Consider the following 21,183-nt stretch of genomic DNA (forward strand, 5'->3'; position numbering starts at 1 on the left):
TGCACTATTAGTTGAAGATATTTATCTATAGTTCGAGGGGACTTAATGACGCGATTGAAACTATCCATGAACGATCTTGCACGAGTAAATGAAGAGATTTCTTCATCCAGCATGGATCAAATGCACTTTGTCGAAGTTGATCATGGGCAGTATGCCGAGTCTAAAAAGAATTTGATCCAGATTGCTGCAACAAATGCTCAGGTAAAGGATTCACTGTACGGATTGGCCGGCCGAGGATTTCATCTCTATAAATCAGACGGTACTACTTCATGGTTTGTGGCTCAGCGCAAAATAGTCGACCTTTGGCATAGGGTTCGACAAGGCGAGTTAAGCGTTGCCGATTCTGGCCTCATTTATACAATGTCAAGCAATATCGATCTTGATCAATGTAAATCAATGCTGGTTATTTTCTCTTCGATAGCGGACGATATAAACAAGTCTTCTTTGAGTAGGTACTTTGAGCCCAACTTTAAGTCAGTGCATAAGTTTGTACCTGACGACACATTAGTTCTCCGTATTGCTGACATCGGAGGGGTTGTGGGTGGTTTTTACATGCCAACCACCTTCGACCCTTTGTCAGCATCAAAGGTTTCAAATCTAATTGAAGCGATGATTAGTCGACACGGTATCGATCGCAAACGTGTAGTGCTATACGGCGCGTCCAAGGGAGGCACTGGGTCTCTGTATCACGCACTGATGTCGGGGCTGACATGTGTTTCAGTCGACCCAGTTGTTCATGATTCTCTTTATGAACAGACATATAACGATAGTCACTGGACTGCGGGCAGCCTTTTCACTCTAAAGAAGGAGGAAGAATTCAACCAAATGGTCACGTCCTACTCTTCGCGGGAGAGGGCAGATTATGAATCTATTGGTGTAGTTTGCTCGCCAAGGTCTCCGTTATTTGATTCAATAACTGAATTTACTGACAAGATTCCTCAGGATAGTGCTCGGGTATTCATTTCCAACAACCCTAAAATCGATTCACACCCAGGCGTGAGTCGTGAGACTCTGCGTACAGTTACAGGTTTGATCAACAGCTATCTTCTTGGAATACGCACAGAACCTGGCAAGGTTCACTTCTAGTACGTATCCACATACACGAATCATTATCACTATGGAAATAAGTTGAAGGTGTAACGTTGAATTGGCGAACTAGCTACGGAAAAGGTCGACTAGCGGAAAAATCCGGTCGTATTGAAACGGCCATCGGCCACTATGCTGACGCTTTAAAAGTTGAAAAGAGCGATCCAGCGGGGGAAATCGCATATCGATTGGGCCATTTGTATCTGCAGCGAGAGAATTTCAAGCTCGCTGCAGAGGCTCTAAATCGCTCGGTTGCAGCCGAACCACAAAATGGACATCGACTTTTCAGATACGGAACCGCGCTCCAAAAGCTCGAAGCGTGGGATGCTGCAATTGCGGCGTTTGAAGAAGCTGCCACTCATGGAATCGTCAAGGCAGACCTGCACTATCGGCTTGGGCAGTGTAAAGAAAAGCTCGGCTTGAGTCTTGACGCAATAGCTGAATATCGTAAAGCAGCTGGCCAGGAACCAGAAAAGCGGTATCACCATGAAGCGCTGATCCGAGCGACTCGTCGTACCGGACAAGCGAAAATGATCAATGAGGTCTTGCAACAGGCTAGCTCAAGTTTCCCGAATGACAAGACCTTTAAAAAGCAGCTTGCAGATTCGTATGTTGCACTTCAAAACCCGCATCATATTCACGAGTACTTTTCCACCATCAATACGACTACAGAGGCGAGCGCCGCTACTTGTTTCCGCCATGGCGTAGCCTTATTGGAACTTGGTAAAGAGTCCGAAGCCTCCAAACTGTTTGATAAAGCGATTTCGCTGGACACGAAGCTTCGTGCCAAGGAGCTGGGTGCTGGCGTCTTCTTTGAGTCAATCGGTGATTACAGAAACGCGGCTGACTTTTTCGGAAAATTTTCGAAAAAATTCCCAGACAATGCCGAAGTTCATTTTCGGCGCGCATACGCTTTGGAACGTTCGTACCACTGGGAAGGAGCAGCGGGTGAGTACGAGCTAGCATTGTTGCTGAACCCCGGTAACCCAATGTGGTTTTATCGTTTGGCTTTAACGCAAGAGCGGCTCAATCGGTGGAACGAAGCCGGCGAAGCCTATGAATTGGCAAACCGCGGCCTTAAGACAAAGAACTCTTATTGGCTATATCGCGAAGCATGCACTCAGCTTGAAGCTGGTGCGTACGAACTTGCTTGTGAAAAGTTTGCTCTGTCTGCAGGTCGTAAGATTATCTGGGCTGTTGAAGACGATGCGCCGGAGAACGGCTCGTCCCTTGAATCTGATGCTGAGATCGTCGCGGAGACAGTCGATGAAGACGACAAATGGCCGAATTCCAGACTGAAGACCGTCCTGAGTTTGCAAAGTGCTGCTGCTTCTTACCGGGCTGGCCAGACATACATGTCCTTCGAAAAGTATGAGCTGGCGATTGTCGCCTTTTCTGACGCCTGCAAACGGTCCAACGAATTCAACGCTGATTATTTCGCTTCCTTGGCAGAAGCCTACGCATGTAATGGGGATTTCGAGTCTGCGGCTAAAGCGTACAAGGAAATTCGAATCCTCAAGCTACCTCACGGTGTAGATTCGAAGAAATACACCAAAACGCCCGCCGCCAAAAATAGCCTTTTCTACGTTGAGTATTGCGATACCTTGGAAGTCAATCATGAAGCTATACTATTCGAAAGTGGTGGCGGATCATTTATTGGTTGCAACCCTCTCGCTATTTTCCAAGTAATTGTAGACGATATTAAGTTCAAGAATCACGAATTCGTTTGGGTGGTTAATGATACCTCCAAGATTCCCGAATCGCTTATGGGTGATTCGAGAATTATTTTCATCAAAAAAGAAAGCGACGCCTATCTTCGATATTTGGCAACGGCTGGTTGGTTGATTAACAACAACACATTCCCCCCATATTTCTCGCGCAGGGAAGAGCAAAAATATCTCAATACATGGCACGGTATTCCATTAAAGACCCTTGGCCGAGATATTCGATCTGGGATGATGGATCACAAGAATGCGGCGCGCAACCTTTTGCATGCGACACATTTGATTGCGCCCAATGAACATTTCATGAATGTTCTCACGGAACGTAATGAGGTCCAAGGTTTGTTGACCGCTAAGGTTGCCATGACTGGCTACCCGCGTGTGGACCAGCTTGTTAATGAATCAGCTGTGCGACGTGACGAAGTCCGACGGATGATCGGTGCGGATGTCGATGAAACCGTTGTATTGTATGCGCCAACCTGGAGAGGCGATCTCAGTAACAAAGTTATTGACGTTGACAAGATACTCTCGGATGTGACTGCACTAAATTCCACTGGTTGTAAGGTAATTTTCAAGGGTCATGCCATGGTTGAAGCCGAATTAGCGGCTAGCCCTTTGAATGACCTTTTACTCGACGTAGATATTGATACCAATACCTTGCTATTAGGTGTTGATGTTCTAATTTCTGATTATTCGAGTATCATCTTCGATTTCATGCCTTTGCAGAGGCCGATTGTTTACTACACCTACGACCTTGAGGAATATAAGCAGGAGCGCGGGCTCTACTTTGAAATTGAAGACCTGCCTGGCGTTCGTTGCGACAATATCGGCGATCTGGTGAATTCGATTTCTCGCATCAAGGACGACGCTAGCTTTGATGTAGTACTCGAGACTCCGCTTAGTCGCTTGTTGCTCGCTCACGAAGACGGAAAGGCTGCGAGCAAAGCTGCATCGTTCTTCTTTGAAGATGATATGACTGCTGTAGTCGAAGAACTTGCCGATAAGAAGCCGGTATTGTTCTTCCAAGGCTCGTTCATCCCTAACGGGATTAGCACGGCGTTCGATGCTCTAGTTCGCGCAATTGACCACGATGTTTATAGGCCGGTGGTGGTGCTAGAGCCGGGCGCGCTTCACATGAATCAGAATCGTTTGGACGTTTTCAATGGAGTCCGGGACGAATTCCAAACGATTGGCCGGGTGGGCGGCATGACCGCCAGTCTAGAGGAACTGTGGATTATTGACCGGATGAATTCTAAACACGAGTTGGACAGCGACCGAATGTGGGATCGCTATAACCATGCCTTCTCGCGCGAATTCCGCAGGCTATTTGGCGCAACAGAATTTTCCTCAGTTGTTTGCTTTGAAGGATACGCACGCTTCTGGGCTGCGCTATTTGCCAATAGCCCGAAGCCAACCAATGGCAGAGCAATTTATCTCCACAATGACATGATCCGTGAGTACGAGACGCGCTTCCACTATCTGAAGAGCATGTTCGAGTTGTATAGGAGCTACGATACTTTGGTGTCCGTGTCTAAGAGCGTCGGAGAAATTAATGCCGCAGAACTCAGCGCTTCATACAACATTCCATCTGAGAGATTCGTCAATGTAAACAATCAGATCGATCCATCGAGGATTCTCCGGTTGTCAACTGAAGAGATTGACCCGGAACTCGGTCACTGGATTGCTAATGCCGATCATGTTTTTGTCAACGTCGCTCGGCTCTCTCCTGAGAAAGATCAAGAGAAGCTCCTTCACGCTTTCGCGAAAGTTAAGGCCCAAGTGGACAAGAAATTGCGGTTGGTGATCGTAGGAGAAGGCCCACTGGCCCAGCAGTTAAGTGAAGTTTCATCGAAACTTGGAATTGCGGATTCGGTCTACTTTACGGGTCTGCAGTCTAATCCGTATGCAATTATGAGGCGTTGCTCTTCATTTGTATTTTCTTCAAATTATGAAGGGCAGGGGCTGGTCGTACTGGAGGCGCTTGTGCTGGGGATTCCTGTAGTTTCCACAGACGTTGTGGGGCCTCGGAGCATCCTTGAAAATGGCGAAGGGAAGTTAGTTGAAAATTCGATTAATGGACTTCAGCGGGGGATGATTGAAATCTGCTCGTCGCAAGATTTTGTCTCCAATTTTGATGTGAATTTCTACAATAGAGACGCTCGCACTTCGTTCGATCGCTACGTACTTGGAAAATAGTCGTCCAGCAGGTTTAAAGTAAATCCCGCAATGCTGCGGCTGTGGGTTTCAACCTACAGCCGCAGCATTAAGTAGACTATTTCCGAGGTCCCGCTTGTCGGCGGAAGTTGAAAACTGAACATTTTCGGAACCCGAAAAATGAACAGTTAAGAGCAGTGCCGAATAGCGTCAGTGGGTAGTGCTGTTCCGACGACTTGGTGTGAAATCTCGCAACATCGTGGACACTGAAACTCACTACTTCGTGGACAACCGATCTCATGATTTTGTACACAGCTACCGGCGGTGCCCATTCGGGAGCCGCCGGCAACGGCTGACTACCGGTAATCAAAGACCTCTGGCATATCTTCTTCCCGCGCTTCGTACTGGGCCTTGTATTCGGCGGCCTTCCGGCTCCACTGCTTGGTTGGGTGCGCCAGGTGAATTCCTCTGATCGAGTACGAGGCCACAAACCGCTGATGAACACGCAATGCCACCAGGGGCAACGGGAAGCTCAACACGACTTCTGCGGTATCGGGGTCCGACAAGATGAATTCGTCTTCGGTGATGGTTCTCAAGAACTGTCGGTCGGCATAGGTCTGAGGCAGTGAGATCTGCTTGCCCCGATAATACGCTTGGCAGTTGTCTCTATTGACCCGAACCAGTAACTGATGGCTTTCCCGATCCATGACAGGCTCGTACTGCTCCGTGAGCTTCTCCAAGATGTCCCCGGTTTTCGAAACGACAAGGTCAGCGCGATTCACCGCGGAGCTGCCGACGCGGCGCTTCATCAGGTACTCCGCCGCCTTGGCCTACAGCACCACCATCGGTATCGGCTCGGTGGCCGGTGTGTGCTCCAGCAGCTCCCAAGCCTTCTGCGGGGTTGCCTGATTCAAGGACTGATGGGGCCGGCGCTGGTTATAATGCTCACGGTAACGTCGAAGCAGCCTCTGCACGTCAGCAAGATTGTGGGGTTTGTTGGCTTCGAGGAACCGTTGAAGGGTCTGGTGCGAGCGTTCATTCTTGCCCTGAGTCGTCGGCCTGCCCGGTAGTCCTGTGATCGGCATGCTTCCTTGAGAAGCTAGATAGGCCTCAACGATGCCGATGGTTCCACCGCGAAGCTGGTTGAACACCTTGGAATTATCGCTGAGGACTTCCTTGGGAGGGCCGTATTCATTGATGGCGTGGGTGAGCACCTGTTGCGCATCGCCGCTGTTCTCATGCCGTGCGTACGCGCTGGAACCCACATCGAATCGCGTCGCATCATCGATGAGCTGGTAGACGGTCACCACCTGGTCGGAGAGCGTTCTGAACTCGAATGCGTCGAGTTGCCACAGGGCCATAGCGGTGGAGCGTACGAAGGGAACGTAGGAGGATTTAGGGCGCTTGCGAGGGCTGCATTCAACATGACCGACACTGGCCAGCAACCTGGCAATGGTCGCCACGGATGGGATTTGTCCGCCAGGAAAATCATCCAGGATAGTTGCTTCGTAGTGGATGGTTTTCGGTCCGTAGTCCCAACCGTCTTTTTTGAGTTCTTTGCGGATCCTGACCAGTTCGTTGATCACTTCGGGACCATAGCGTCTGGAAGGTTGCCTTGGGGCTCTGGAACGCGGGTGGAGCGCGCCGGCTGATTCTTGGGTGGCACGTTCGCGGATGCAGTAGAAGATGCTGCGCGAGATTTTCTGGGTCTTGCAGAATTCGCTGATGGCCAGGGCCTCGGGCTGTGTCGGATCGAAGCTGATGATCATCGCGCGCAGGCGTGGAGAAAGTGCGTTAGGCATGCACATGAACGTGCCAGAAAGTCACGTTGTAAATGTCCACGAAGAGGTGAGACATCATGTCCATGAAGTCATGAGATCGTGTGTCCACAAAGTGATGAGACAGGACAGCCAGAAATGGCGGTACCGACTCGCCGGAATAGGAGTACCATATGGCCCTATTCGGCAGCCACGGAATAATCGCACGTCGCAACCCGCACATAGTAGTCACGAGGCAACCGCACCTGGTGGTGCCACCCCAGATCGAAGACTGCTGGCGGTAGCGGGCGCATGGCTTCCCGGTCAGTATCGAGCAGCTCCATGGGCGAACGGCGGATCGTGCGCACCGTTCGGGTTTTGGCTTGCCGGATCCAGGTGCTCAACTGCTCGTTGAAATCCTGCGGGGATTCAAACTGCCGGCCAGGCATGAAGGACCGCTCGTAGAAGTCGTTGCGGCGTTCCACGATGCCCTTGGACTCCGGGTCCCGCGGCGGCAACAGCACGAGTTTCGTGCCCAAGGAACCCATGAACTGCTCCACCCCGACTGCGCGCTTCCCACCCCGACCGATGCCGGTCTCGTTATCCCAGATGAGCCGGCGTGGCACTCGTTCAAATTGCTGCAAGAGATCCCACATGCCAAGCAAAAGGTCTTCGGTATGACGGCTGGGAATCATGCGGGCCGCCATGAAACGGGAGTGCGCCAAGGTCATCACCAGCACCGGCATCAACGAGGCCGGGTCTTGGCCCAACGGGATTTTCTGCGGTGGGAACCAGAGGTCGCATTGGGCGGCGTCACCAGGTAACCAGGTAATGCGGTCGGCCGGATCGGCCGGCCGCATTTCGGGCCTGATCTTCGCGACGTGTTCACGCAGCCAGCGCACCGACCCGGTCCAGCCGATCCGCTCAGCGATTACCGTTGAGGGTATCGTCGGTGTTTCCTTGAGCAAACATCGTACGGCATCTTCGTAGGGGGCGAACGCGGTTGCCTGCTGTTTGCGTTCGTACTTAGGCGGTGTGGTTGAAGCTGCCGCCTTCACAACGGTGGTGCGGGAGATTCCTAGGTCACAGGCGATCCGCGACTTGGGAACTCCATCTTTTACGAGCCTTCTGATCAAAGCCGAATCTTCCAAAGTGATCACACTCCTTATTCTGAGAGTGTTCACTTTTCGAGTTCCGATTATGTCCAGTTTTCAACTTCCGTCGACACCGCTAGCCATCGCATTGGAAATTTAGGTGTCTATGACAGGATATAGCTAGTTGGAAGCACTAGCCCGGTCGGCTGGTACTGGGATTCAATTTGGTAGTAGGACGTGCGATACGAACAAGAGCCATACAGTGATTCACCTACGAACTAAAGGGACGCTTTCAGGAGTTGCTCCACCCTTGAAAACGTTCAAATAGCTCGAGGCCAAGTGACCCACATCGATTGCGTGGCGTCTGCCGCCTTCGGGCGAAGCCAACCAACCGGCCAGCACTGTTCCAGTTGGGCCGAGTGATGTCAGGAAAATGTCTACTCCTTGGATCCCGTCTAATTCGTTTTTTAAGCGGCTAAGATCTGAGTATGCATTCTTCGGCATGGAGTCAATTCTAATAATGCTCTCTGCGTTGTCGAACAGTTCTGGCAGCAGTTCGAATTTAGAGCCTTTGCCTGCAATAACACATACCCTCTTGCCCTCCCACACTTTTCGCCAGGCGACGACGCCCGATTGTCCGTGCTTTTGAAAGAACAGAGGCCTTGAGACATGAGTGTTCGCGAATCGGGCTCTTGACGCCTCGAGTATTGGTTTCATCAGGTGCCAATTCTCAGCCCAGATACCTTGCCATAATCTGCTTGAGTAAATTGTTGGAAATGCGAGAAGAGTGGTTTCTTCAATGGAATCGTAGTTTCTCAGTAGATCTTGGAGATCTTTTGCTAAATCCATGTTGGAATTTTGGAACATCAGGTCGAATTCAGGTTGAAGCATCAGCTTCACTTCACCGTCACCCCATCGGGCAAGCGATCGACCTTGCGCAACGAGGTCCAAAGTCTCCATCATGGAATACTGTCGACGTTGAATCGTACGGTCCACGTCAGCCATTACGTCGCGAAGTATTGCTCGCCCCAGAACTTCTAGCATGGCGCTTTTTTCGTTCTGCTTAACCTTCATAGCTGCAATGTCTTTTGCTTGATTAACGAGAATGTTATTCTGAATCGCAATAAGTTTCAGCAACTCATTAAATTTATCCGAGTTTCCTGCGCTGCTATCAATGTTCATTAGAGATGTCCATTCTGACTGATATTATGCACCAAATTGTTTGGTAAAACGTTTATTGCCTTTAATGTCCTACTGGAAGTAGAGTCAATACATTGATAATACTCTACATTGCCTGGGTAGCGGTTTGGCAGAGCAATTATGTAGCCTCTGTGTGACTACACGATAGCACCAATGCCTCGATCGGATAGTGTTCACGTCGCTTGGGCCTCAGGGTGATACTGATGGTGGTGAGATAGACGTGGTGGTATTAGGAGGGAATCAACCTGTCGTGGGTGAAGACAGTAAGTTATTCTCTTGCACGTCCAAAAGTGTTACTTTCGACAGGTTCAATCCCATCTGAATTGTTCATCAAGAACCATTTCCAAAGAACGCAGAGTCCCCGTTGAATAAAGATCTACCGCACCCATCCAGCTCAAGCAACTGTATGATAATGAACTAGCTCAAATTTTCATGATGGCTCCAACGGCCAGCGGGAATCCATTGGTAGTGGATTTCGGTGGCCGTCTGATCGCCGATGAAAAATGCGCGTTAGTGTTCTTCTCGAACCAGGCCTGGCGTATTACCGATTTATGATCGATATGCACCGCATCAGCCACGAACGCCACCGTGCCCTGGTTAGCCGACGGGCCGGAAAACGCCTCGCGTATCGCTTCCCCCACCTATTAGTAGCCATTTATCGGCATGCCGCAGGTCAAACTTCTCCCGGATGATGAAACGACCGCCCAGTCATGCGAAGCGCATATTGACACGAAGAAGTCGATGCGTACTCGACGTTGAAGGTGGCGCCAACCGGCGTTCAAGTATCAGGGCATCTCAGAAATGGATCGGCAGATACTCGTCTCCTGATGGTTGCGAGAGCGCATCGGTGACTGATGCTCGTTGGTCCGCAGCGTGGTAGCTACGGTTAGGATTTCCCGCATGCCGGTAAAGAATGAAGCCATACGGGGCGGTGCCAATCCGTCGGCCAGTCATGAAAGGTGGAGGGATCTCGGTCCTCGAATTCAGCAATAAATTCCGGGGTGATATCCGGAGAAAGTAGCTGCAAGGCTTCCGCCTTTTCCATCACAAGCCTGTGCGGTGTAATTGCTTTGTATCCTATTGGAGAGTTGGCGTTCTTCGTCGGCGATTTGTGGGGCGCTCATGCGTCCAAATTAAACATATAGGCAGTGCTGGGCCTGTGTCGTGCCAAATGCCTTAGTAACCACCGCGAAGACGCGAAAGTACTTCCTCCAAGCCTTCCGGAATCTGCGCAGCAAATGTCACCATCTGACCGTTCACCAGTACTTTCGCTGACCTGACAGATTTCAAATCCGTGATCAACCGTTTCAACGGCCATCCGGTGAGTTCCTGTAAATGCCGGCCGATCGCTAATACAGCGAAGACCACGGTCAAATGCGCATCAATGGAATCCTTTTCCCGGTGAAAAATCGGTCTGGCCCGCAAATCTGACTTCGTCATCCTGAACGACGCTTCCACCTGCCGCAAATCGTGATAAGCACTATTCACCTGCGTGGCCGGCACCGATTCGACCGGCAGGTTCGTGACGTAGCCCTTGAGCCCAGCCAGCATCCTGGCACGCTCGATGACCTTCTCGTCCGGTTCTTTCTCAGCCCCAGTCACTTTCAGGAACCGCACCTTCTTCATCGGTGCTTTCCCCTCAGCTACTGCTAGTGCTTTGCGTTCCATGAGGTTGATATTCCTGTTATCCCTGGCGAACCGTTTCGCTGACTACTGGTAAACAATGCGTCGTTCCCGCGCGTTCTTCCCCGTACCCATCACCCTGGTGGATTCAAGGACCTGACCGTTGGTGAACCTGTTGCCCCTGGTATCGAAATGCTCCTGCAAATCATAGGGCGCCTTAGTCAATCTGGATCCGACGATAAATTTGAATCCTGCGTCTTCAATCGCATTCAAATTATGCGCCGAAAGCATGCCAGCATCGGCAACGACAACCAGGTCGGTGATGCCATGACGTTCTTGGAAGGCTTCCAGCACAGGGATGATCGTGGTGGTCTCTGCCTTGTTCCCTTCAAATATATGCAGCTCCAAAGGGAACCCTGCCGGGTCAACCAGCAGCCCGACTTGGATTTGTGGGTCGACGCGACGTTCTTTGCTCATCCCGACTTTGCGGAGTTGATCTTCATCTTTCGCCTCAAAATGAAGGGTGGTCACGTCATACATCACCAAAGACGCTAAACCGACGGTGGCTGACCGGTAAGTGACCATGGCCTTGGCCAGCCGGTCGCGGTAGTCCTGTTCGATGCAGGTTCCTAGGCTGCGGAACAGGGTCCGCAACGAAGGGTGAGGCGCATCGATGCCTGTCAGGACGCGGATGGTGTCTGCTTTGTACGTCGGTTCAATCAGCCTGGCCAGCACCATGGCTTTGAAGGCTGTGTCATCCAAGACGTTGAATCCCAGCCGGTCGTAGGCGGCTTCAAGAATTTCCCAGAGGATCGTGGCTGGGGAGGCAATCACTTTCGCATCAGCGTCGACTGGTGCGCTGCGTGGACGTCCGGCGGCTCCTGTTTCCACGGGCAACTTTTGAACGGTCCAGTTCGGGACATCTGTCATGGCCGCAGGTTGTTGCTCGATGCTGAAATCAAGGGTGTCTTGGCCGGGCAAGAGTCGTTTTTTCGCGGTGGCAAGCAGGAGGGCGAGGTCTTGGTCGGTGTTGGCGGAGCCCAGGTGTTCGATGCCGGTGACGGTTCGGCCGTTTTCTTCACGATTTGCACTGCATTGGCACCGAAGGCGGTGCGAACCTTGCGGATGAATCGTGATCCCATGCTCTTCAGCGTACCGAAACACCTATTTTTAGTAACCACATCGAGACTGCGAGTCTCTTAACATTACAGGTCAGCGCACATATCGATTTTCAGTTCTCAAAACATGGCACGAAACAGGCTGGGGGCGGGATAGACGTGCCGAGATCAATGTTTTTCGCTACCACTTTTGAACTGTGTCCGCCAGAACTGAAAAGCATACCGCTAGGCTGTAACCATGATGAACCATACTGCGATATTTATAGATGCCGGATTCTTACTCTCACTAGGTGGTCATCGCGCCGCGGGTACAACGTTACGGTCTGCGTTTACGACGCACTACGAGTCCTTAGTTCGCGGCATCGTGCAAACGGTGAAGAAGAATACCGGCCTTAGTAACCTACGCGTTTACTGGTATGACGCATCTAAAGACGGTCTGTTTACTGAGCAACATAAAAGGATCGGGCTGATACCGGGAGTAAAGGTGCGTCTGGGACGTATCTCGTACAACGGTGAGCAAAAAGGCGTAGATCTACGTTTGGCTCTGGACCTTGTTGGAGTGGCAAGGAATCGATCCGCTTCGATTGCGTACCTAGTATCTGGCGATGATGACCTCGCTGAGGCTGTAGAGGAGGCCCAGGATCTCGGCATGAAAGTGGTGCTCCTGGGCGTAGCAAAGTCCGACAGCAGGCTAGGGGTTGCTTCAGTGGCTGAGCACTTGGCTTTGACCGCGGACTATATCGAAACCATTCCAAATCAACTGCTCGATAGCGCGTTCACAAAAGTTTTGGAGTGGGACCAGCACCACTCCGAGAAGACCTCAATTATTGCCAACGCACCGACTGAAGTCCCGACTTCGATGGCACCTAAGCCTTTCGCTCCAACGCCTGCTGTAATGGCCCAGAAAACAACTGCGAAGGCACAGACTCCAATTGCGTCCAGTGCCGAAGTCGTTTACTCAAGTGGCGGCGAGCAACCGGGTTACAAAGGCAACGCTGCCTACGAGCAACAAGAACTTAAAGTGGCCGAAGAAATCGGTGCAAAGGTTGCCAAGTCCTGGCTTGCATTTACGACTCAGTCTGAAGTCGTTGAGCTCATGGCCGATAAGCCACAGCTGCCACCTGAAATCGATAGGACATTGCTGAAGGACTGTGCTCAAGTCCTGGGGGAGTGGAAGACTGATCAACAGACCATCCGCAGAACCTTACGCAGTGCCTTCTGGGAGTATCTAGCAAAGATCATGTGACGAGCTAGCAACGACTTGAAGAACTCTAACTGACGCGAGCTAAGGTAAATTTGTAACGTGACTTCTCAGCAGAAACCCTTTTACATCACCACTGCCATTTCCTACCCGAACGGCACCCCGCATATCGGCCACGCTTATGAAGTAGTGGCCACCGACGTTATGGCTCGGTTCAAGCGACTAGACGGGCACGACGTTTTCTTCATGACCGGCACCGATGAGCACGGTCAGAAGATGATGCAGACAGCTGAAAAGCTGGGAATCACTCCGGCTCAGCTGGCCCAGCGTAACTCGGACGCCTTCCAGGCGATGAACGATGAATTGGGCACCAGCTACGACCGATTTATCCGTACCACTGACGCTGACCACCACGCCGCGGCACAGGAGCTGTGGCGCCGGATGGAAGCCAACGACGATATCTACCTGGATAAGTACGCTGGCTGGTATTCGGTACGCGATGAAGCCTTCTACACCGAAGAGCAAACCGAGGTCCGCGAGGACGGCATTCGATACGCCACTGAAACCGACACCGAGGTCACCTGGACAGAAGAAGAGTCCTACTTCTTCCGTCTTTCCAAGTACCAGGACAAGCTTCTCGCGTACTACAACGAGCACCCAGAATTCGGTGCGCCTCGTTCACGTTTTAATGAGGTTGTGCGATTCGTCGAGGGCGGCCTGACCGACCTGTCGATTTCGCGCACAACTTTCGACTGGGGTATCCCGGTACCGGGCAATGAAAAGCACGTTATGTACGTGTGGGTAGATGCATTGACTAATTACCTCACCGGCGTGGGTTTCCCTGATGTCGAGTCTGCATCATTCCAGAAGTACTGGCCGGCTGACGTTCACGTCATCGGCAAGGACATTTCACGGTTCCATGCCATCTACTGGCCTGCATTCCTGATGTCTGCCAAGCTTCCTTTGCCGAAGCGCGTGATGATCCATGGATTCCTTCACAACAACGGTGTCAAGATGTCCAAGTCATTGGGCAACACCGTTTCGCCTGATGACTTCGTGAACCGCTACGGCCTGGACCAGGTCCGGTACTTCTTCCTGCGCGAAGTCCCGTTCGGTGCAGACGGTAGCTACAACCACGAGACCATCGTTGCCCGCATCAACGGCGACCTTGCCAACAATTTTGGCAATCTAGCGCAGCGTTCGTTGTCAATGGTTGCCAAGAACTGCGGCGGAGTGGTGCCGACCCCTGGTGAATTGCTCGAGGCAGACCAGCACATTCTTGATGCTGCCGGGAAGCTTCTAGAAGCCAACCGGGACGCATACTCGCGTCAGGAATTCAGCAAGGCTCTGGAAGCCGTTTGGCACGTATTGGGTGATACCAATGCGTACTTCGCGGAACAAGAGCCTTGGAAGCTGAAGAAGACTGATCCTGAACGCATGGCCACGGTGCTTTACGTGACCATCGAAATCGTTCGCAAGGTCGCACTGCTTCTGCAACCGGTTCTGCCGCAGGCCATGACAGCCATGCTGAATTCTTTGGCAGTTGGCGAAGGGTCAGCCCGTACCTTCGAGTACTTTGACACTGCTTTGGTTCCAGGCACCGAGTTGCCAGCGCCATCACCAGTGTTCCCTCGCTATGAGGAAGAGAAGTAGCCAAAGCTACTCAGGCAAAGAAACTGCCGGCCAAGCCGAGAACGTGAGTTCTCTGCCTGGCCGGCAGTTTTCGCTTCAGCCATTACAGAATCTCTACGTCTACGGGCTGACAACGCCGGTCTGGTATGCAATGACTACGGCCTGAACCCGATCCCGGGCGTCTAGCTTGGCCAATATGTGGCCAACATGGGTTTTGACAGTGGCTTCAGAGAGGAAGAGCTCCTCGGCGATTTCAGGATTGGATCGACCCAGCGCGATAAGGCCGAAGACTTCGCGTTCCCGTCGAGTCAGCGAATCCACGAGAGCTGACAGCTGCTCGTTGCCTTGAGCACTTTCCTTCTTCAAAAGAGGCGCCATATGGTCCAGCAATCGGCGAGTGGTCGAAGGAGCGATCACTGCATCGCCGCGATTCACCGTGCGAATGGATTCAAGCAACTCTTCGGGTGGCGCATCTTTCAAAAGGAATCCGCTGGCGCCAGCTTGAATGGCACTTAAAGCGTACTCATCCATGTCAAATGTCGTCAGCACAATGACCTTGGGGCCTTCTGCTGCGGTCTTTGCCGGATCAAGCAAGCGTTCTGTTGCTTCGATGCCATCCATTTCTGGCATGCGTACATCCATGAGGATGACATCAGCTTGATTCATCAGCGGAGTGGCGATGGCCTCTCGGCCATTGCTTGCTTCAACAATCACCTGCATGTCTTCTTGCGAGTTGATCAGCATGCGAAAGCCGCTGCGTACAAGTAGCTGGTCATCCACCAAGGCGACCTTGATGGCGATGTCGTTTTCCATGTGTTGTTAGTCCTCGGAGTATGGAATGAATACGGCGACGGCGAATCCGCCAGAAGATTGTGGGCCAGCATGACAAGTTCCCTCGTATAAGGCTACGCGTTCCCTCATGCCGAGCAGCCCCTGGCCGGCCCCCTCTAGCTTGAGAGCTCCAGCGCCGCGCCCGTCGTCTTTGATCTGCAGCTCTAGGCCTCGGTAAGTCCATCCGAGGATTACCTCGGCGACAGCGTTAGCACCGGCATGTTTGAGCACATTAGTCAGTGATTCCTGAACGCAACGGTACGCGGTGAGCTCGGCGCCAGCGGGTAGATCTTTTCGCGGAGTGCCTACGGTGGTTAGTTGCACCGTCAGGCCCGAATTCTTGGCTAACTCCACGAGATCCGAGATGTCGGACAGGCCTGGCAAGGGACGGTTCTGAACTTCTTCGTCCTTACGGAGGACGCCGAGAAGTCTGCGCATTTCCTTGAGCGATGCGCGGCCGGTGCCGGACACTGTCTTGAGAGTATCAATGGCAATCTGGGGGTCATTGACCGCCGCATAGCGGGCACCGTCCGCCTGCGTGATGATGACAGACAGCGAATGGGCAACAATGTCGTGCATTTCGCGGGCAATATGATTGCGTTCATCAGACGCCGCCAAAGCTCTTTCCATGACGCGCTCTTTTTCAAGTCGTTCGGCATGATCCTTTAGGGATTTCATGGCTAAGCGTCGAGTGCGTGCAAGGTCGCCGAAGGTCCACGAGACGGTGACAACGAGGGCGAGACCCACAAAGGAGACCAACATATTCAGGGTCATCGACGGTGTGGGGTCAGAAACGTCGCGGAAAGGGTTGAACATGCTGAAGGTGGCCAAGACGGCACCGGTCAGACCAAGGGCAAGGGTACTGAAGGACTGCCAGCGTTTTCCGTACACTGCCATCGTGTAAACCATGATTGGGACTGAGAATTGCGATGGCAGCACGAGGCCGTCAAAGCCGAGCTGCAATATATGCCCGAAGGCCACAACGAGTGTCGCAGCCCATGGATATTGCCTTCGCACCATCAAAGGAACGGTCTGCAACAGGGCGATGGCAAAAATTGAAAGGACGGCGGAGCCTGACATCGTGCCCGCGAAACCGAGTGTTCCTGAGACACAGAATAGGGTATAGATCAGACCCGTGATGAAGTCTATTCGTCGGGGATTCGCTCGGATCCAACCGTCAATTCGACGGTGGGGATTGGCAAAAATCAATTCTTCCTTCAATTCCGTGGAGCTTGCTGCGGACTATTGATGCACTGGTTGCTACGTCCGGAGTATCCAGAATATCGACTTCGTCTAGTCCTGTGCCTCATGCCTGGGTTTGAATTCTGAAACGCTTGGAAACAATCTTCTCAATATATGAGATGAACTCTCACATGTTGGACTTAGGTGGCTAGAGTTAAAACATGGCAAATGAAATTGATATTGCGGTCATTCCAGGCGACGGTATTGGCCCCGAAGTTGTAACTGAAGCGGTCAAGGTTCTGAAATTCGTCACCAACGGTGGCAAGCAAGACGTCAAGCTCACTTACTACAAGCTGGGTGCAGAGCACTGGTTGGAAACCGGCGAGACTCTTCCGGATGAGACCCTTGCCTCGATCAAGCAGCACGATGCGATTCTCTTCGGCGCAGTAGGTGCGGCGCCGGGCGACACCCGCATTCCGTCTGGGATCATCGAGCGTGAAATGCTCCTGAAGCTCCGCTTCTCGCTGGACCACTATGTGAACCTGCGTCCATCCAAGTTGTACCCAGGCATCGAAAGCCCGCTGTCCAACCCGGGAGCAATCGACTTCATCGTGGTGCGTGAAGGTACTGAAGGCCCGTATGTCGGCAATGGCGGCTCAGTCCGCACTGGCACCTCGCATGAAATCGCAACCGAAGTTTCGGTCAACACGGCCTACGGTGTCGAGCGCGTTGTCCGTGACGCGTTCCGCCGCGCCTCAGAGCGTGAACGCAAGCATGTCACGCTGGTGCACAAGCACAATGTCCTGGTGCACGCTGGCCACTTGTGGAAGCGCACGGTAGAGGCAGTGGCAGTGGAGTTCCCTGAAGTCACTCACGATTACCTTCACGTTGACGCTGCGACCATTTTCCTGACAACTGATCCATCTCGATTTGATGTCATCGTCACGGACAATCTCTTCGGAGATATCCTGACCGACCAAGCAGGCGCAATCACCGGCGGCATCGGTTTGGCTGCAAGCGGCAACATCAACATGGACCGCACCTACCCCTCGATGTTTGAGCCGGTGCACGGTTCAGCGCCAGATATTGCCGGGCAGCAGAAGGCGGATCCAACTGCGGCTATCCTTTCGGTGGCCTTGATGCTTGATCATCTCGGATTGTCAGAAGAAGCACGCTCGGTTGAGCAAGCTGTTGAAAAGGAGATCACTTCGCGTCAAGAATTGACCGATAATCGCACCACGAGTGAAATCGGCGATGCAATTGTCGCGTTACTGGCATAAGCTGAAAGTGACGTTTCCGATTAGTAGTTAATCGGTAGTATTTCCACGAACGGGTGTTCCGCTTTGGCGTGGAGCATCCGTTCTTTGTTTATTGAGCTAGGAAGTCCAAGGTAGATGGAATTCACCGAAAATCTTTCAACGAGTCGCAAGAGCGACCAAGAGCGCGCCAGCGTTCTGGCTAACCCTGGTTTCGGGGACTTCTTCACTGACCACACCACTGTCGTTGACTGGACCGCCAACGAAGGCGGCCAGGGTGGCGAATGGCATGACGCCCGTATTGAGCCTTATGGGCCAATCGCCATGGATCCAGCTGCTTCGGTGCTGCACTACGGCCAGGAAATTTTTGAAGGCTTGAAGGCTTACCGCCACGCTGACGGGTCCGTGTGGACGTTCCGCCCACGCGCCAACGCTGCTCGCTTGAACAAGTCTGCCCAGCGTCTTGCGCTGCCACAGCTGGATGAGGATGTCTTTGTTGAGTCTCTGAAGAAGCTCGTGGCCACTGACATTGACTGGGTGCCAACCGGAGACGGCGAAGCCCTGTACCTGCGCCCATTCATGATTGCTACCGAAGCCTTCCTCGGTGTGCGAGCAGCTCGCGAAGTTTCCTACCGTGTCATTGCTTCGCCTGCAGGCAACTACTTCGGTGGCGAGCTCAAGCCCGTAGCTATTTGGGTATCGAAGAATTACGCCCGCGCGGGACGTGGCGGCACCGGTTCAGCCAAGTGCGGCGGCAACTATGCTGCATCCTTGGTGGCGCAGCTGGAGGCTGAAGAAAACGGCTGCAAGCAGGTTCTGTTCCTGGACTCCTTTAACGACAACGCAGTTGAAGAACTGGGCGGCATGAATGTTTTCTTTGTCACCAAGGACAACAAGTTGGTTACCCCTGCTTTGACTGGCACCATCCTTGAAGGCGTTACCCGTTCATCCGTTATTCAGCTTGCCAAGGACCGTGGCATCGAAGTTGAAGAACGCAAGATCACCCTAGACGAATGGCGTGATGGAATTGCCTCCGGCGATATCACCGAGGTCTTCGCCTGCGGTACTGCGGCAGTGATCACCCCGATCGGTGTTTTGAAGAACGGCGATGAGCTCATTGGTGACGAAAATGCACCGGCTGGCGAAGTGACCATGTCCATTCGCGAGGAACTGCTGGGCATCCAGCTGGGAACTGTTGAAGATCGACACGGCTGGCTTGAGCGTTTGGCATAGACGCTAAAGTAAGCGACTACGATGGTCTCGGGGCTTAAGCCCTGGGGCCATCGTTTTTATGTGAAAAGGAATGAAATGCACGTACTGGTAACTGGCGGTGCAGGCTACATAGGTTCGCACGCAGTGCTCCTATTGCTCGAAGCTGGCCACAAGGTTTCTGTCTTCGATAATCTCAGCAATTCTTCGCCCGAGTCGTTGCGCCGCGTTCGAGAAATGTCTGGTTCCGCTCCGGATCTATTCATTGGCGATTTGCTCGACAGCGACCGCTTGGATTCAGTTTTGAGCCAGACCCAGCCTGACGCTGTAATTCATTTCGGCGGGTTGAAGGCCGTTGGCGAATCCGTGCAAAAGCCAATTTCCTATTACCAGAACAATGTTGTTGGCACCTTGAACCTGGTTTCCGCGATGGAAAAGGCTGGCGTGAAGCGTTTGGTCTTCAGCTCTTCCGCAACGGTCTACGCCGAGTCCACCGAATTGCCGTTGGTTGAAGGCGCCCAGCGGGATGCCTCAAATCCCTATGGCCGCACCAAGCTGCATATCGAGCAGATCCTTGAAGATCTTGCAGTCTCCGACTCCTCGTGGTCCATCGCCACCTTGCGCTACTTCAACCCAGTCGGTGCTCATCCATCGGGGAATATCGGCGAGGACCCACAAGGCATCCCGAACAACCTCATGCCTTTTATTGCTCAGGTTGCCGTTGGACGCCGAAGCGAAGTTCAAGTCTTCGGCAATGATTACCCGACCTATGACGGCACGGGTGTACGCGACTACATTCACGTCATGGACCTCGCCCAGGGACACCTGGACGCATTGGACTTCCTGAACAGCCACAACGGGCAATACGTTTGGAACCTCGGAACGGGAAGCGGAACCAGCGTGCTTGACGTCATCGGCGCATTCTCACGAGCCTGCGGCCGCCAGCTGCCATACAAATTGGTAGATCGCCGCCCAGGTGACATTGCCGAGTATTACGGTGATCCAACCACAGCTCGCCTGGAGCTCGGCTGGAAGGCCGAACGAGGCGTTGAGGAAATGGCCCGAGATATGTGGGAATGGCAGTCCAAAAACCCTGCCGGATACCCGGATTATGATCTTGACGGAATTTCTGAAGAAGAAATTAACGAATTCATTCGCGGGGCCCGCGCCTCAATCGTCAAAGAAAAGTAGACAAGAAAAATAATCAAATGAAAATTGCAAGATTTGTAGTAGACGGTGACCCGATCTACGGAGTCGTCGATGGAAACGACATCCATGTCCTAGCAGGTGACCCTTTCTACCAGGGAATCAAGACCACCGGTGCAACCCACAGTCTTGACGATGTTCGACTAGTGGCTCCAATCATCCCGCGCTCCAAGGTCGTGGGATTCGGACGCACCTACCGCGAGCATGCCAAGGAACTCGGCAACGAGGTTCCGCAGGAACCCCTGATGTTCCTGAAGCCAAACACTTCCGTGGTTGGCCATGGGGATCCTGTCACCTTGCCTGCGTTTTCAGATGAAGTTTCCTTCGAAGGAGAACTTGCAGTAGTCATCGGACGAATTTGCAAGGACGTCCCGGCCGATAAAGCCCAGGACGTGATCTTCGGATACACCGTTGCCAATGACTTGACTGCACGCGACGCTCAACGCAAAGACCCTCAGTGGGCCCGCGCCAAGGGATTCGATGGTGCTTGCCCCTTGGGGCCATGGATCGAAACTGAATTGTCTGATCCAGATGATGTCAACATCGTCACCCGAGTCAATGGGGATGTCCGCCAAGACGGATCCACCAACGAGATGATCTGGCCCGTCAACGAACTGGTCGCACGGGCATCGGAAGCATTCACCCTTTTACCGGGAGATGTCATTATGACCGGAACGCCTGCTGGCGTCGGATTAGTTAATGCCGGAGATGTCGTCGAAATTGAGGTTGAAGGAATCGGTTCATTGCGAACTGTATTCCGGCGGTGAGTTAGCACAACTAACCTTTATCCGGGTACAATAATAACTACCACCAACTTGCCATCATCATTTTGGTGGAACCGCACTGGCTCTCGATCATTTATGTGATCGGGAGCCTTGCGGTTTAAATGCAACTTTCGGCTCGGAAGGCATAG

14 protein-coding genes and 1 pseudogene are annotated in these 21,183 nt (G+C 52.5%); 8 read left to right on the top strand and 7 right to left on the bottom strand.

Annotated features, from left to right (window positions below; genetic code table 11):
- Nucleotides 1-66 precede the first annotated feature (66 nt).
- Together F0M17_RS07165 and F0M17_RS07170 are read left to right on the top strand one after the other, a co-directional pair.
- The gene (locus F0M17_RS07165; protein ID WP_168201975.1) at nucleotides 67-1,086 is read left to right on the top strand and encodes an XcbB/CpsF family capsular polysaccharide biosynthesis protein; all 1,020 of its coding nucleotides are present in this window, start codon (nucleotides 67-69) and stop codon (nucleotides 1,084-1,086) included.
- A gap of 56 nt (nucleotides 1,087-1,142) precedes the next feature.
- Complete coding sequence (locus F0M17_RS07170) at nucleotides 1,143-5,003, top strand: CDP-glycerol glycerophosphotransferase family protein (protein ID WP_149596776.1); 3,861 nt, start codon at nucleotides 1,143-1,145, stop codon at nucleotides 5,001-5,003.
- A 314-nt stretch (nucleotides 5,004-5,317) separates the two neighbouring features.
- On the opposite strand, the pseudogene F0M17_RS07175 reads toward F0M17_RS07170, so the two are convergent.
- From F0M17_RS07175 to F0M17_RS07190, 5 genes and pseudogenes are all read right to left on the bottom strand, one after another.
- Nucleotides 5,318-6,763, bottom strand: a pseudogene (locus tag F0M17_RS07175) (integrase core domain-containing protein).
- Nucleotides 6,764-6,918: 155 nt separating this feature from the next.
- Nucleotides 6,919-7,902 carry an IS21 family transposase gene (gene istA / locus F0M17_RS07180; RefSeq protein ID WP_168201976.1) on the bottom strand — a complete coding sequence of 328 codons (984 nt, stop codon included), beginning with the start codon at nucleotides 7,900-7,902 and terminating at the stop codon, nucleotides 6,919-6,921.
- Between the two features lie 177 nt (nucleotides 7,903-8,079).
- A complete protein-coding gene (locus tag F0M17_RS07185) occupies nucleotides 8,080-8,994 on the bottom strand; it encodes a GT-D fold domain-containing glycosyltransferase (protein ID WP_149596778.1) in 915 nt (304 codons plus the stop codon).
- Nucleotides 8,995-10,188: 1,194 nt separating this feature from the next.
- A complete protein-coding gene (locus F0M17_RS17665; RefSeq protein WP_246857156.1) occupies nucleotides 10,189-10,680 on the bottom strand; it encodes a hypothetical protein in 492 nt (163 codons plus the stop codon).
- A 42-nt stretch (nucleotides 10,681-10,722) separates the two neighbouring features.
- Nucleotides 10,723-11,799 (bottom strand): IS1634 family transposase, encoded by a 1,077-nt coding sequence (locus F0M17_RS07190; protein ID WP_246857157.1) that lies wholly within the window; start codon nucleotides 11,797-11,799, stop codon nucleotides 10,723-10,725.
- Between the two features lie 192 nt (nucleotides 11,800-11,991).
- On the opposite strand from F0M17_RS07190, the gene F0M17_RS07195 reads away from it, so the two are divergent.
- Entirely contained in the window at nucleotides 11,992-12,999 is a 1,008-nt protein-coding gene (locus F0M17_RS07195; RefSeq protein ID WP_149596779.1) for an NYN domain-containing protein, read from the top strand.
- Nucleotides 13,000-13,056: 57 nt separating this feature from the next.
- Nucleotides 13,057-14,607 (top strand): methionine--tRNA ligase, encoded by a 1,551-nt coding sequence (metG, locus tag F0M17_RS07200; RefSeq protein WP_149596780.1) that lies wholly within the window; start codon nucleotides 13,057-13,059, stop codon nucleotides 14,605-14,607.
- Between the two features lie 99 nt (nucleotides 14,608-14,706).
- Here the strand turns inward: metG and F0M17_RS07205 are convergent, their stop codons facing one another.
- Complete coding sequence (locus tag F0M17_RS07205) at nucleotides 14,707-15,399, bottom strand: response regulator transcription factor (RefSeq protein ID WP_149596781.1); 693 nt, start codon at nucleotides 15,397-15,399, stop codon at nucleotides 14,707-14,709.
- A gap of 6 nt (nucleotides 15,400-15,405) precedes the next feature.
- Entirely contained in the window at nucleotides 15,406-16,638 is a 1,233-nt protein-coding gene (locus tag F0M17_RS07210) for a sensor histidine kinase (protein WP_149596782.1), read from the bottom strand.
- Nucleotides 16,639-16,820: 182 nt separating this feature from the next.
- Here F0M17_RS07210 and F0M17_RS07215 point away from each other — a divergent pair, with 182 nt between their 5' ends.
- The 4 genes from F0M17_RS07215 (at nucleotide 16,821) to F0M17_RS07230 (ending at nucleotide 21,037) form a co-directional block, all read left to right on the top strand.
- Nucleotides 16,821-17,879 carry a 3-isopropylmalate dehydrogenase gene (locus F0M17_RS07215; RefSeq protein ID WP_149596783.1) on the top strand — a complete coding sequence of 353 codons (1,059 nt, stop codon included), beginning with the start codon at nucleotides 16,821-16,823 and terminating at the stop codon, nucleotides 17,877-17,879.
- 114 nt (nucleotides 17,880-17,993) lie between these two features.
- Nucleotides 17,994-19,088 (top strand): branched-chain amino acid aminotransferase, encoded by a 1,095-nt coding sequence (locus tag F0M17_RS07220; RefSeq protein WP_061952313.1) that lies wholly within the window; start codon nucleotides 17,994-17,996, stop codon nucleotides 19,086-19,088.
- A gap of 75 nt (nucleotides 19,089-19,163) precedes the next feature.
- Nucleotides 19,164-20,255 carry a UDP-glucose 4-epimerase GalE gene (galE, locus tag F0M17_RS07225; protein ID WP_149596784.1) on the top strand — a complete coding sequence of 364 codons (1,092 nt, stop codon included), beginning with the start codon at nucleotides 19,164-19,166 and terminating at the stop codon, nucleotides 20,253-20,255.
- A 17-nt stretch (nucleotides 20,256-20,272) separates the two neighbouring features.
- Nucleotides 20,273-21,037, top strand: a complete 765-nt coding sequence (locus F0M17_RS07230) for a fumarylacetoacetate hydrolase family protein (protein WP_149596785.1) — start codon at nucleotides 20,273-20,275, stop codon at nucleotides 21,035-21,037.
- Nucleotides 21,038-21,183 lie beyond the last annotated feature (146 nt).

Origin of the sequence: Glutamicibacter sp. ZJUTW (assembly GCF_008370855.1) — a bacterium.
GTDB lineage: Bacteria > Actinomycetota > Actinomycetes > Actinomycetales > Micrococcaceae > Glutamicibacter > Glutamicibacter nicotianae.

What these genes read in the sequence shown, in the direction of transcription:
- F0M17_RS07185 (WP_149596778.1), bottom strand. Translation starts at nt 8,994, where the DNA reads ATGAACATTGATAGCAGCGCAGGAAACTCGGATAAATTTAATGAGTTG.
- galE (WP_149596784.1), top strand. Translation starts at nt 19,164, where the DNA reads ATGCACGTACTGGTAACTGGCGGTGCAGGCTACATAGGTTCGCACGCA.
- F0M17_RS07195 (WP_149596779.1), top strand. Translation starts at nt 11,992, where the DNA reads ATGATGAACCATACTGCGATATTTATAGATGCCGGATTCTTACTCTCA.
- F0M17_RS17665 (WP_246857156.1), bottom strand. Translation starts at nt 10,680, where the DNA reads ATGGAACGCAAAGCACTAGCAGTAGCTGAGGGGAAAGCACCGATGAAG.
- F0M17_RS07165 (WP_168201975.1), top strand. Translation starts at nt 67, where the DNA reads ATGAACGATCTTGCACGAGTAAATGAAGAGATTTCTTCATCCAGCATG.
- F0M17_RS07205 (WP_149596781.1), bottom strand. Translation starts at nt 15,399, where the DNA reads ATGGAAAACGACATCGCCATCAAGGTCGCCTTGGTGGATGACCAGCTA.
- F0M17_RS07220 (WP_061952313.1), top strand. Translation starts at nt 17,994, where the DNA reads ATGGAATTCACCGAAAATCTTTCAACGAGTCGCAAGAGCGACCAAGAG.
- F0M17_RS07230 (WP_149596785.1), top strand. Translation starts at nt 20,273, where the DNA reads ATGAAAATTGCAAGATTTGTAGTAGACGGTGACCCGATCTACGGAGTC.
- F0M17_RS07215 (WP_149596783.1), top strand. Translation starts at nt 16,821, where the DNA reads ATGGCAAATGAAATTGATATTGCGGTCATTCCAGGCGACGGTATTGGC.